We start from the raw sequence: 14,541 nt of genomic DNA, 5'->3' as shown, positions 1-14,541 counted from the left end.
GTCGTCGCGGGCGAAAGCGTGACCCACGACATCACGTTGACCAACAATGGGACTTTCAGTGGCGAGAACGTTGTGGTCGTCGCAGAGTTCCCAACCAATGTGCTCGAAAATGTGACCGCAACCGCGGGCGGCGTGATCGATGCTGTTGCTGGCACGGTGACCTGGACTTTGCCTGTTGTCCAAGACGGTGAAACGGTCAACCTCTCGATTTCCGGGGACGTCGTTGAAATCCTTGACGCGAACAACGATCCGTTGACTGTCGATGTGAGCGTGTCAGACGACGCATACAACGGAGTTGATCCAACAACCGGCAACAACTCCGACAGCGACACCGATCAAATTGCGAATTTGCAAACACTCAAAAATGTTCTCGATGTGGTTGCCAATGGCGACCTCTGGGACGTCACTTTTGAGATCTACGTCGAAAACACGGGGTCAGTCAGACTGGACGACCTGACGCTATTTGATGACGTGCAAGACCAGCTCGGCAGTCGGTTTGTTTCCGTGTCGACACCCGTCGTAGCGACGGCGAGTGCTGGAACACCAGTCATCAACGGGGCGTGGACCACCGACACTTCGCTGGACATGTTCGATCCCGCCGCCACCACTGAATTCCTCGAAGCTGGTGAGTCATTGACCGTCACGTTCGTGGCGACGGTCGATCCCGATGCGTCGGGAACAGCATCTGCCATCTTCAACACATCGACGGCGGGCGGAACCGATGTGACGACAGTTCCGGGCACGCCGCTCAGTGTGACGGACGTATCCGATAGTGGCAGCAGCGTCACCGGAACCAACTCGGGCGCCCCCGGCGACCAAGGAACAGAAGACGATGCGACCCAGGTCTATGTCGCGGACATTGGTGTTGCCAAGCAGCAAACCAGTTTCACTCAAGACCCCGTCTCGCGTCATTTCACAGTGACCTACACGATGTCGGTTGAAAACATTGGCTCGGTTACATTGGATCAACTGACGCTTCACGATGATGTCGCGGACCAGTTCGGCGACGCCTTCATTGAAATCGAAACGGGCTCGTTGGCAATCAACAACACAAGCGGCACCGGTTCGTTCCCAACCATCAATGCGGGATGGGAAACCGACACTTCGACGTCCATGATCAATGCGACCACAGCCTCACTCGATGCGGGTGACTCCTTTGAGATCACCTTCAACGTTGTCGTTGATCCCGATGCGATTGATGGATTGTCTCAAACGGCAGAGAACCAAGCCGTTGCAACAGGCCGAGCGTTGGACGAATACGGTGCCGTTCTGCTCGATGGCGGTTCGCCAGTCGTCGCCAGCGATCTCTCGGACAGTGGTATCAATGCCAACACTTCCAACGCTGGTTCTCTCGGCGACAGCGGATCCACTGACGATGTGACTCCTTTGGTATTGCCAGAAATCGGTGCCGCCAAACGCTTGGTCACCTCAACCGGAGCCCCCGACGGAAACCGCGACATCACCTACGAAATCGTCATTCGGAACCTCGGCACGGTGTCGCTTGATAACATCACACTCACCGAAGACCTAGACGATCGCTTTGGCCCTGGATTCATCTCCGTCGTCGATCCTCCGTCCATCGTTGCATCCAACGCCAACAGCGATCCGAATCTCGCCGCATGGAACGGAGACACGTTGATCGAAGTGTTTGACGGTTCGTCGGGGACACTGGATCCAGGCGACCAGATCTCCGTTCGATTCACCGTGCGAGTCGACATCGATCAATTGGTGTCCACTTCTAGCAACCAAGTTTCGGTCTCGGGCGACTACGACTCGCGTCCCTTGGTAGCGGGTTATGACGGTACCGTCACGGACCTCTCCGACACCGGCAGCAATCCGGCAACGAGCAACCCTGGCAATCCAGGCGACACTGGCGGATTCGACGATCCCACGCTGATCCCCGCCATCGGAATCGCATTGGACCATGGTGATCCAGTTCAAATCCCCGATTCGGACAACTTCACCGTTCCTGTGACCATCGTCGTCGAAAACTTGGGCGCAACCCAACTGAACAACTTGCAACTCGAGCAAGATCTTGCTGACATGTTCGGAGACGCCTACTTGGGCGTTTCGAACACCCAAATCCAAACGGGCGGCGTGTCCGGCACCGCGCCAACACTCAACCCAAATTGGGAGACGGATGTCACTCAAAACATGCTTGACCCGAACTCTGGGTTGCTGCTTCCAGGCGACACATTCACGGTCACCTTTGATGTGGAAATCGATCCCGATGCGGGCGGAACGGCATCGTTCTTAGAGAACCAAGCAACAGTGACTGGTTCGGACCCAAGCAACGCCAATGCGATTGTCAACGACTGGAGCGACTCGGGCTTGAACCCGTCCTCCACCAACCTAGGAGAGCCGGGCGATTCATCCTCGGCTGATGACCCAACACCTCTGCACATTCCCGACTTGGGAGTTGCGAAGTCGATCGTGGATGCCAAACAACTTGGACTCACCTATGAACTGACGATTGAATTCATCCTTGAGAACACGGGCACGACGGATCTCAGTGATCTGCAATTGTTCGACGACTTGGCATCGGAATACGGAGTTAACTTTGGCGAAGTGATTGGATCACCCCGTATCGTTGAGTCCAATGCATCCATCGATCCGGTCATTAATAACGCCTACGTGAATGACACAACCCAAAGTATCTTCGACGGCATCACCGGATTGATTCGTCCAGGCGAAAGCGTGACCGTCCAGCTGACCGTCGAAGTGGTCAGCGAACCCGGCCAAACCGAAGTCACCCTGTTCAACCAAGCTCAGGGAAGTGGCAATCCACTCGATGAAAATGGCGATCCACTTCGGAACCAAGCCGGCAACCCAATCGGACGAATCACCGACAATTCAGACAGCGGCGATGATCCCAACGGAAACAATCTCGGTGAACCTGGCGACACCGGCACTTCAAATGACCCGACAGAGATTGAACTGACGTTCTTCACTTTTGACGCTTACAACGACTTCAGCCAAAACGAAAAGGGTCAGCTCCAAGAAGACAAACGTGATGCCTCGAAGCCATTCGAAGAATCCGAAGCGTTGTACTTCGACACGCCTCATCAACACCGTCCACGCGAACTGACAAAAGCGATTCAGTTCCTGGCTCCCGAACCGATTTTCAGTGGAGCAGCAAGACCAGGAACCCAAATCGTCGGACGCATTTATGACGGTGCCGGTCGACTGCTCGGGGAAGAGATCGCCATCACGGATGTTGGCGGAAACTGGATGATGCAATTCCATCATTCTCAACCCCAACAACAAACGCGGATTGAGTTCGTGGAAGTGGCGGGACAAGCCGACTCGTTCGCTGGCCAAGGCGGGGATGGGTTTGGATATCTGGGCATCGATCGGTTGGACAACGAATATGCTTCGTTGGAACCATGGACTTCGTTCGACAATGGCAGCGAATTCACCGCGAGCCTGCGTCCATCAGTCCGGCAATCACTGGCCAGCTCGCACCGTCACGCCACGCGACCTCTTGGTCTAGGCAACTAACCAACGACCAACAAACGCTTTCATCGACGATTGCGAAACCACCTCGATCTCGGATGCCGCTCCCATGGCTTCTAAGCGCGGCGTTTTCGCTTGCGAATCGCGTCGGAAAGTCGTGGCTGGCCAAAGTCGTCGTCGAAGAAGTCTTCTGAATCGTCTTGCTTGGTCAACACATCTCGCATCTCCGGTTGAGATGGTTGGTTTTGAGCCAGCAAATTCCGTTCGAGCAAATGGCGCCGAACAAGCTTCAACAACTGGTCGCGATAGCGTTCCGCGTTCTGGCCCTGTTCGATCCAGGCACGCACTTCAATTCGTTGAGACCGTTGCCCAACGCACACGAGCGTGGCTTGAGGAGCCGGTGTCAGCAGCACTTCCGGCTGCTCGATCATCAGCTCTTGCAACGTTCGACACAGGTCCGCGGGCCGCTCGTCTCGCGTGACGGCGACTTCCATCGGGATGACACTCAGACGTCCCGCACCCATCCAGTTGACCACGTCGTCGCTGACGAAGTTCTTGTTCGGGATGATCACCTCGCGGCCGTCATCGTCCGACAACACGGTCGTTCTCAGACGCTGGGCGGCCACGCGTCCCGTGAAATTCCCGACGGTGATCAAATCGCCCAGCCGAGCAGGCTTTTCAAACAACACAATGAACCCGCCAAACAGGTTTCGGACCATGTCTTGCAAGCCAAACCCCAAGCCGATCATCAAACCAACGGCCAACCACTGGATCGTGTGCCAGCGGACTCCGATCCATTTACAAGCAATGAAACACCCAACGCTAAACAGCAGGAACCGCCCCAGTACCAGCGTGAAGTGCTCCATGCCTTCGTCGAACGAAACCCGCTGCAAGACGAGTGCATCGAACAGGGCAGGCAACAGCTTCGCCAATTGAAAGGCAACGAACAGTGTCCCAGCGGCCAGCAACAAATGCACCGCGGTGACGGGCGTGGTTTCAACCACCGATTCCATGACCGTTTGTCCGGTCGCGTTGACGCTTGCTTGCTGAACAGTGTCCTCGACCGTCCACAGAACCGGGTTGCCCATCCGAACGTTTGGAAACACATCGATCCAAAGCCAACCAAAGCAAACAATCGCCCCCAACACCATCGCACACTGGCACAGAAACGCGAGGTGATGTTTGAGTTCAAGAAAGTGTTCTCCGAGAGCGCCAGCAACGCGTCCCGTTTCAACTTCGTCGATGTCATCTGGCTCCTGAGTTGATCCGCGCGTCCCGGTCAGCAGATGCCAAAGTTCTGCAGACACATACTTCACCCCGGCCCAAAGAATCGATGCGGACATCAATGCCACGGCCGTGAAAATGATCCGCTGAATGATCTCGTGCGTTGTGACGCTGTACCCGAGTGCTGACAAAGCGATCAAAAACAGTGGCAGACCGATGCCTGCGAAATACATCAGGAAACGACCGCGATGGATCACGCTGCCGCAATACTTTTCTATCAGCGGCTCCAAGAATCCACCAACAGGTCGCAACGCCAAATGCATCGTCCAACCAACCAGCAACATCGCCAGTATGAATCCAACTCGAGCGACCGAACCGCGCCACATTCCGTGATCAATTTGGCTCATCAATGTGATGGTGTACGCAGCGATGACCAGGCCCATGCCGATGATCGTGAGGTATTTCATCGCACGTGGGCGACGCGGCAACTCGATGTCGACATGTTGATCCAAGTACCCATCCGCCCGCAGCCACTGCCGTGGGACTTCAATCAACCAAGCCACCAAACTGCCTGCACAAAACGCACTCGCAGCATGCAACGTTGCTTCGGATACCACACCGGCCCCCAACCAACGGCCGATCCAGAACAGAACGGCAGGGATTCCAGCGGCAACCAGAACCGTGAGCACACCGGCGTAAAGCTTTCGTTTGTTCGGCGATGCCTTCCGCATTTTCTTGCGGCTTCCGATGGCGACCAGCCAAGACTTCGCGAGCCAACGAAGCACCAGTATCAAAACGATTCCGACGAGTAAACCGATTGCTCCCACTGGATTGGCGGCGATTTTCCGTTCAAACGTCGGTCCAAAGTCAGCACTTCGATTGGAATCGAACAATGCCGCCATGCCACCTTTCAAATTGCGAGCGTCGCGCAGTCCGATCGGCTCATCGCTGCGAATCCACATGACATGCCGATCAATCAGCATTCGGTAGTCGGCTGCCAATGACTGCGATGCGGTCGCGATGGAATCCAGTTCGCTGATCTTTTGTTGTTGATCCTGATAGCCAACCTGCAGCGAACGAATCCAAGCGGCTCGTTGACGCAACAACTCTTCCACTTGCAATCGCAGTGGGTCGCCATAGCGGTTTGTGTCGTAGCCAACATTGCTGAGAACTTGCGTCGTTTGCTGCTCCGGATCCGATCCATCCAACCGAATCAGATCCAATTCCAATTGCTGTTGTCGCGCCTTCCCAAGTGCTTCGCTGGCCAAGGCCGTTTGGCTGTTCTCAATTTGCCATTGATCCAGTTGGTCCTTCTTGTGGCGAAGCAACAAACCAATGGTCGGCGTCAAACCGTGACGCGTGAGCTTTTGGTGAACGTCTTCGTAATCCGAACGGGTCGCGTCGAGTTGCCCCTTAGCATCGTAAAGACGACTGGCCAGTTGGTTGTAGCTCGTCGCCAGTTCAATCCATTGCTGCACCAGATCCGCGTTCTTCTCCGCAATGTCCGCTGCGACAGGATCTGATGTTTGAGCGAGAGAGCGGAATCGCATTTCGGATTGCTGAGCAGCACGAACATGCACGTCTGCGTAGGGCGACTGTCGCCAATCTTCGGGTTCGTTGCGTTGACGCGGCAGCAACGGATAGCTCACCGTTTTTGCTTCCGTGGTATCTGCTCCATCCCAATCTGAAGCGGTGCGGGTCCAATCCGAAGCCGTGCGGGTTTGTTGGTTGAGATTCAGTGGTGATATTTGCGACGACGCTGAATAGCTCTTTTCGACGGGCCGGGGATGCGAATGCGAATCGCTCGGCCGAGACGACCGCGAATTGGCGACCGAACTGGACGGATTGCCGGAGGTGAACGCGTTGCTGGAAGTGAACGCAGGTGGCGACAAACGTCCCCGTGTCGAAGTTTCAGAGTGTCCGCGTTCGATATAGCTCGGACTTGCATTGACTGATTCTGTTTGAGTTGCCCAACCGGGACTCGAAGAAATGACAGTCGACGACGTGACGCTTGATGAAGTGAACGGAGGCGGCTTGGGAGTCGTCCAAACGATCTCTTGAGCAGGCGCAATGCTAATGGTCAGCCACACCAACGTGCAGCAGACAAACCACAGCAGCACAGTCCTGAGCTGTCCAATCTTCGGTATTGACACCGGAATTGGCATGGATTTTTGAGGCGGTTTTTTGTCTTCGGTCACCTCTCCCTCGGCGAAGCCGGGGGAGAGGTCGAGCACGCCCTTCAGGCGTTGCTCGGGTGAGGGGGCATTCGCGCAACTCGCGTCGCTAGTTGGCGTTGCCGTTTTCAACCTGAGGGAATTCGCCCCCTCACCCAGACGACGGCTGAACGCCGCGTCTGACCTCTCCCCCAACGAAGTTGAGGGAGAGGTGGCAAAAGCTGCATCGTGTCCTCGACCTGCAACCCCAAAGATTGAACAGCCCAGCACAGTCCTGCGGCTGCCAACAAGACGATCAACGTCGATTGCCGATGCCGTGGCATGACCCGACGAAATTCGCGTTTGCGAATGAGTGGAACGAGACGTCGATCTCAGTGGGTGGCTCATCGGGACCACTGTGTGCAATCAGTATGGCGGCGAAACCGCCGGAAAGATTTGGCCGTCGGCGGAGAACGGACACCGTTTCAATACGGAAATCTGGGTTTGATTGCCACATCGATCGTGTTTCACGCCGCTGAGAGCATTGAAACGGCGAAGCCAGGCAAAATACAGCAACTCGTGACGTCCATGCGGACGCATTAGACTTCCACGTTCCGTTCTCTTTTTCCGATCAGGAACTTCCGATGGCAATCCGACGTTTAATTCGAAGTGCTCTTTCCTCGCCAGGCATTTGTGGCCAGTTGGCAATCCGAATGCTGTTGCTCGGAACTTTGCCGGTCTGCGGCAACGTGGTCGCAGAAGACTGGCCTCAGTGGCGAGGCACTGACCGCGATGGCGACTGGACCGAGACCGGGATTGTGACGGAGCTGCCTGAAGGCCAACTTCCATTGAAATGGTCGGTTGAAATCGGTTCAGGCTACAGCGGACCAACCGTGGCTGACGGACGCGTGTATGTCACCGATCGTCAAACAGAACCGGATGAAATCGAGCGAGTGTTGTGCTTCGCTGAAACAGATGGCAGTCTGATCTGGGAACAGTCTTACGCCGCCGCCTACGAAATCGGCTATCGAGCCGGTCCGCGTGCAAGTGTCACCATCCATGATGGAAAGGCATTGGCGGTGGGCGCGATGGGTCACTTTCATTGCTTTGATGCTGCCGATGGGGACGTCCTCTGGAAACATGATCTCCATCAGGAATACGATATCGACATGCCGGCTTGGGGCATTACAGGTGCACCACTCGTGTTTGTCGGCGCCGCTGATCAACCAATCGTGATCCAGATCGTCGGTGGCTCGGATGGTGCGTGTGTGGTTGGCTTCGACTTGGCAACCGGCAAAGAAGTGTGGCGTTCGCTCGATGAACGTGCCTGCTATTCCGCTCCGATCCTCATCCAGCAAGGCGGCAAAGATGTCGTCGTTTGCTGGACGGGAGACAGCATCAGCGGTTTATCGCCCTCGACCGGCGATGTGTTTTGGAGCATTCCGTTCCCTCCTTCTCGCATGCCGATTGGAGTCGCCACGCCCGTTGTTGATGACAACCTTTTGTTTGTGACTTCGTTCTACGATGGTTCCATGATGGTCGAGTTGTCCGCGACTGAACCAACCGCGACAAAGAAGTGGCATCGCGTTGGGATCGACGAAAAGAACACGCGAGCATTGCAATCGATCATCAGCACACCGGTCATGCGAGACGGATACGTCTACGGTGTCGACAGCTATGGCGAACTGCGATGTCTCGATGCAGAAACCGGCGAACGAGTATGGGAAGACACCACCGCGGTTCCGCGAAACCGCTGGGGCACGATTCACACGGTGGTCCATCAACAAGCGGGCTCGCAAACGGATTGGATGTTCAACGATCAAGGTCGACTAACGATCGCACATTTGACTCCGGAAGGATATCAACCGCTCAGCCAAACTCATTTGCTTGATACAACCACTGTTCAATTGCCACGTCGCAATGGCGTCACCTGGTCTCATCCCGCATACGCGAACCGCTGCATCTACGCTCGAAATGACAAGCAATTGGTGTGCGCATCCTTGGAAGAATGAACGCTGAATAGGAACCGGCACTCGTTGGTCCACTTGTGTTCAAATGCGATTGGGATAGGGTTGCCTTCGTAGGGGGCCCCACATTTTGTCGGGATTCGCCCAGGCCACTTTTCCAGGATCAAATTGATGTTCACGAAGCTCACCCAATTGTTGCTCGCCGTCTTGTTCGTTGCTGTTTTGAGCGGATGCGAAAAAGGCTCGGACACCGCAGCCGGAATCGCTGACCAAGCCAAAGCGGGCGTTGATTCCGCCGCTGGTTCCGCCAAAGAAAAGACGACCGACATGGTTCCTGAAGCCGCCACAGAAACCGTTGACGGTGCTATCGACCAAGGTGGCGAAAAAGCCAAAGAAGGTATCGACGCAGCCGCCGGCACCGCCGAGTAGTCAAATGGACTCACGATGAGTCCGATCGACCTGAATTTCATCACGGAGCCAGACTGCCAGCGATTTCAATTCGCGGCAATTCGGCTCCGTTTTTTCATTCACACTCTTACGAACGCCCCCACGATCAAGAGCAAACAAGGGGTCTGGAATCAGCCGGGGCCAGACGGACAATGGATGACATCTCGGTCTGCCGAGAGCATTGGTGAATTTCTCATGCCCCAGGATCGTTTCGTGGCCTCCGATTCCATTGCCAGCCGCGTGCAACAACTCGTCGACGAAATCAATCGCCACAACCGTCTGTACTACGACGATGCGGCGCCCGAGATCACCGACTTGCAATACGATCAGTTGCTGGCCGAACTCACGCAACTCGAAAACGAACACCCGGACCTCCGCCAACCCGATTCGCCGACGCAATTGGTCGGCGGCGACGTTGTGGACCAGTTGGTTCAGGTTCCGCACCGCGTCCCCATGTTGTCGATCGACAACACCTACAGCCGCGAAGAATTAGCGGCGGCGATGGAACGAATTGAGAAATCGCTCGAAGGCGAATCGGTTGCTTGGACGATGGAATACAAAATCGACGGCGTCGCCGGTTCGATTCGCTACGAAAACGGCGAGCTCACACTGGCACTTACACGAGGCAACGGGCAGGTCGGCGACGACATCACGCACAACGTTCGCACCATCCGTGAGTTACCCCGATCGATCGCCGACGCCGCGCGTGCTCATCCAGAAATCGCCGGCGGCAACGTTCCCGAGGTCCTCGAAGTGCGCGGCGAACTGTACATGACCGACGCGGACCTAGCCGATCTCAACGTCCGCCAAACCGAAGCCGGTCACGAACCGTTCAAGAATACCCGCAACGTCACGGCGGGAACGATTCGCCTGCTCGATCCCAAAATCGCAGCCTCCCGCAACATTCGATTCTTCTGTCATGGCAGCGGCGAATTGGTTGGTGTTCAAGCAACCGATCACATGACGTTTCTGCAGCATGTCGAGACACTTGGCATCCCAATCGCCCCCGATGTCGTACGCTTTGAAAACAAAGAAGACGCACTTCAAGCGATCGCGAAACTCGAACTGGAAATGCCCGATCTGCCATTCGAAATCGATGGCATCGTGTTCAAAGTCGACTCCTTCGAGCAGCGCGAAAAATTGGGCGTGCGCAGCAAGAGCCCACGTTGGGTGATCGCCTATAAGTTTGAACGCTATGAAGCCATCACCACGCTCGAAGCGATCGATGTTCAAGTCGGAAAGACTGGCACAATCACGCCGGTTGCTTACCTCACTCCCGTCGACATCGCGGACACCACCGTTTCACGAGCCTCCCTGCACAACGCCGACGAGATCGAACGGTTGGATGTTCGCGTCGGCGACACCGTTGTCGTCGAGAAGGCCGGCAAGATCATCCCCAAGGTCGTGCGAGTCGAGAAGCACGCTCGCACCAAACCACTTCCAAAGTTCGAGTTCCCAACTCACTGCCCACAATGCGATGAACTACTGACGCGAGACGAAGGCGGCGTCTACATCCGCTGCACCAACCCCGCCTGTCCCGCTCAACTTCGTCAACGATTGGTTTACTTCGGCAGTCGAACCGGAATGGACATCGATGGTCTGGGCGAAGAAGTCGTCGACCTGCTGCTGCAAAAAGAGTTGGTCGAAAACTACGCCGACCTCTACCGATTGGATGTGGATGAACTCGCCGAGTTGACTTGGCCGCGACTGAGAAAGGGCAAGGGAGACGAGATGATCGAGGTCCAGTTCGGCCGCAAGAACGCCGAGAACCTGGTCTCTGGTATCAACGAAAGCCGCACCCGCGGGTTGGCTCGCGTGCTGTCATCGATCAGTATCCGGCACATCGGACCACGAGTCGCGAAGCTTATCACGGCGAAGTTTTGGAATCTCGATTTGCTACGCTCAGCAAAGGCGGAAGACCTGGCGGCGATCCATGAAATCGGCGATCGAATCGCTGAAAGCCTTGTCAAATTCATCCATAGCGAATCGGGTTCCCAGACGCTGAGTGACTTGGACGCGGTGGGCGTCACCATGTCCGAACCGGAACCGGTCGAAACACCTGACGACGAAGCAAACCTGCCACTGGCGGGCAAAAACATTGTCGCGACCGGAACGCTGCAGCACTACACTCGCGACGAAATCAAAGCCCGCATCGAAGAGCTCGGCGGACGTGCGGCGAGCAGCGTGAGCAAGAAAACCGATTTTCTAATCGCGGGTGAGAAGGCGGGCAGCAAACTCACAAAAGCCGAATCGCTAGGCGTCGAAATCCTCAGCGAAGATGACTTTCGATCGCGGTACGAAACCGATGCGACTTGATCAAGCGCCGTCGGATTCTTCGTCTGATTTCGGTGGTAACTTGCCGCCGTTTTCCTTTGCCACAATCATCGCTTCTTCCAAGTCTCGCACCAATTTTGGATTGATGTGTTTGGTCAACATTTCGCGTGTCACACTGAACATCTCATCCACCTTGCGTTGCTGGTTGGCATTTTTGCCAATCGCTTTGATGAACTCAGACTGGCGTTTACCCATGTCATTGGCGAGGCGTTCGTTGGTCGGCTGATTCCGCAACACTTCCAACAATTCTTCGGCCGGTTCTAGATCGCCGCGTTCAAGTCGCATCATGATTCGAGCTTTGAACAATTCGCGAATTGCCAGCAGGTCGATGATCGAGTTTTGCACGCCACGAATGTACGACTCCGCTTGCAAACGCATGTCGTCACCACCGAGATCCGCAATCATTTTTTCATGGTGACCGGGGACCATCGGCAATCGAGCCAATACGGCGCCGCCGTTTTTCACGTACAGCAATCGCAGAGGCTGTTCGTCGTTTGGCTCGACATTCAAGCGACCATTCCAGTCGGTACGACCAATGAATGTCATGCTCTTGCCTTCGAGTTCCTTTTCGTAGATCTCGTATCCAATCAGCGGCTGATTTGGGTCACCCTTGGCATGCAATCGCAACAGTGTCTCATCTTTTCGCGGTCGAATACGAAGCCCGACTCGGTGGGTCCGCGCGTTCTTGCGACCCTGCAATCCACCCGCTCGACCCGCATGGAAATCCATTTTGACGCGGCGTCCGTCCAACTCTTTGGTAAGCAAGTAGGCCCAGTCGAGCGGTCCAATCGATATCGGACTGCCGTTGCGGTCATCTTTGCGAACCATCGGCACCAACACGTCGCCCACGTTGACGAGTGCCGGTGAATTCTTGTCGGTTACCAATCCCGATGCTCGCACCAACCCGACTGCATTACTCTTTCCCGCATCATCGATCCGGGCCACGGGAGCGAAGACATCTCGCAAGGTTGCGCCGACGACTTCGGGCAATAGATTGAAACTGGAAACGGCGGCTTGTGAGGTGTCGCCGAAATACCGCATCAGAGTATCGAACTCGACGCTTTCGACTTTCATCGGCGTGGTGGCCGTTCGAATGCGAACGATAAAGATCTTGTCATAGGCTTCCGCCGCATCAATGACTTGACCGGTGATTGGCGGAACGATGATCTTGGCTTCTGGTTCGGTCAGAGTTTCCGCCATCCCGCGAGAGACCAAGATCGCCTCAGTGTCTTTTTTCGCCCACGCATCCTTCAGTGAGACGGCATCGCCTTCGATCGCATGCAGAATTCTCAGCCACGCGTTCTTGGGAGAATCTGGATCCCCCGCCAATCGCGAGCGAACCTCTTCCATGCGGCCCGTCGTGGTCAGAATACTCGACGCATAACGCCCCACATCGCCAGCGAAACGGATTCGGACCGCATCGTCGTGCGATCTCTTGACCGCGATCACCGGGTCGGTGGCGGCCAACGTGTCAAAGTCAACTTCGGACAGAACACGCAGCGCCATGGAGGCGACGGATGTGGGTGCGTCTTCGATCGTCGTTCGCCACACCGCATGGAAATCGCGATCGAGGACTTTTTGCAGATCATCTCGCATCGTGTCGGCGGAAACACGCGGTGAATCCGATGCGACCCAGATCAAAGTTTTGTAGGGAGCAAAGTCGAACGGCGGTGGCTCATCAGGCTCGACCTCGGGTTCGGCATCCGCATTCGCTGCTGGATTTGCTTGGGCGGCAGCATCGGTATTCGTCTCTTGCCCAAGTGCAGGTGCAAATGGTCCCAGCGTGAAAACCAAGGCGAACAGACCGGTCACATATCGAAGCAGCGGACCGGAATCAGTAAATAGTGTTGTGATACTCATTGACTCAACCGCCATTTTTCAGCGTTCTGATACAGCGACACGATGTCAGAGCCCACACCCAACAGGTCTCGACTGTAGGCGTAGGAATCGACCAATTGCCACAACGGCAGCACAGGCAGTTCGTGGTGAGCGATCGCGTGCAAATCTAACAATCGGTCTCGAGCATCCCGCCAGTTCTTCGACTCTTCCAAACGTCGCAAACCAAGTCCGACCAATTGGTCGGTGCTGCCAGCCATGCCTTCGGGACCAAGCACGCGACGAGCGTCAATGATCGGCTCCCAAACCGCGGCCGATACATAAGCAATGTCGGCGGTCCCCGGATCCGGGAACGCGCGACCGACGGGCAACTCAACCAGCTCGATTTCCAATCCCAACAATTGCCATTGGCTGCGAATGGCTTCGCAAGCAATTCGGGAAAGGTTTTCTGGTGGAAACGCCAAGCGAATCGGCTTTAGCTCGGGTGGCTTTTCCTTTTTCCGCGACGCCTCGGATTCCATTTGCTTGGCCGTCATCGTCATCAGGAGCTTCGCCAAACGAGGCTCGTAATTACGCGGTGCAATGGATTGATCATAGGCGTAACCAAGCGGGTCATTGTCTTCGAGTCCCGCGGGAAATGGCCCCGATAAAACACGACATCCTGGGACTTCTAAACTCTCCAGCAACTCACCGTTCAGGATGTCTTCCCGGTTGGTCCCATACACCAACGCACGCCGGAATGTCTTGTCGGCGAGGTACTCATGGTCGCTGCATGGAACCAGCATGTGCACGCTGGGGAGTGGATAGTTGACGACACGAACCATTCGATTGCTAGACAACCGCACGGCATCGGCGGGGAACAATTGGTCCAGCACATCGACTTCGCCTTGCAACAATTTGCTCACGCCGTCGGCTGCGGACTCGGTTCGAATCTCAACAATTTCGCGTGGCTGCAATTCGGTGCGAGGCTCTCCTTTGAGGACATAACGCACCACGTCGCCTTCGACGACATCGCGGCGATAGTCGCCGGTGGGCGAACCGGGCTCGCCACCGAACCAGGATCCATCGACGGTGACCTGAATCAATGCCGACGGAAGCACATTGGGTCGCCGCAAGATGCAATC

Annotated in this window: 7 protein-coding genes; 4 read left to right on the top strand and 3 right to left on the bottom strand. The window is 55.7% G+C overall.

The window, feature by feature from the left end:
• Positions 1-3,501, top strand: a 3,501-nt coding sequence (locus tag B2R17_RS19465; protein WP_286765278.1) for a beta strand repeat-containing protein, incomplete at its 5' end; no start/stop codon positions are given.
• Positions 3,502-3,572: 71 nt separating this feature from the next.
• On the opposite strand, the gene B2R17_RS19460 is transcribed toward B2R17_RS19465, so the two are convergent.
• Complete coding sequence (locus tag B2R17_RS19460; protein ID WP_286765277.1) at positions 3,573-6,329, bottom strand: mechanosensitive ion channel domain-containing protein; 2,757 nt, start codon at positions 6,327-6,329, stop codon at positions 3,573-3,575.
• 1,148 nt (positions 6,330-7,477) lie between these two features.
• Between B2R17_RS19460 and B2R17_RS19455 the strand changes: the two genes are divergently transcribed.
• The 3 genes from B2R17_RS19455 (at position 7,478) to ligA (ending at position 11,563) form a co-directional block, all read left to right on the top strand.
• Entirely contained in the window at positions 7,478-8,845 is a 1,368-nt protein-coding gene (locus tag B2R17_RS19455) for a PQQ-binding-like beta-propeller repeat protein (protein WP_286765276.1), read from the top strand.
• A gap of 126 nt (positions 8,846-8,971) precedes the next feature.
• On the top strand, positions 8,972-9,229 hold the full coding sequence (locus B2R17_RS19450) for a hypothetical protein (protein WP_286765275.1): 258 nt from the start codon (positions 8,972-8,974) through the stop codon (positions 9,227-9,229).
• Positions 9,230-9,244: 15 nt separating this feature from the next.
• Positions 9,245-11,563, top strand: coding sequence for an NAD-dependent DNA ligase LigA (gene ligA / locus B2R17_RS19445; RefSeq protein WP_286765274.1), 2,319 nt, complete (start codon positions 9,245-9,247; stop codon positions 11,561-11,563).
• On the opposite strand, the gene B2R17_RS19440 is transcribed toward ligA, so the two are convergent.
• Positions 11,564-13,456: a hypothetical protein gene (locus B2R17_RS19440; protein ID WP_339886609.1), complete on the bottom strand. Its 1,893-nt coding sequence runs from the start codon at positions 13,454-13,456 to the stop codon at positions 11,564-11,566.
• Positions 13,438-14,541, bottom strand: a 1,104-nt coding sequence (locus B2R17_RS19435; RefSeq protein ID WP_286765272.1) for an ABC transporter substrate-binding protein, incomplete at its 5' end; no start/stop codon positions are given. The genes B2R17_RS19435 and B2R17_RS19440, both read right to left, overlap by 19 nt.

The sequence above is a fragment of the Rhodopirellula sp. UBA1907 genome, from assembly GCF_002337565.1.
In the GTDB taxonomy this organism is placed as follows: domain Bacteria; phylum Planctomycetota; class Planctomycetia; order Pirellulales; family Pirellulaceae; genus Rhodopirellula; species Rhodopirellula europaea.
This window is presented reverse-complemented; position numbering and strand designations above follow the sequence as displayed.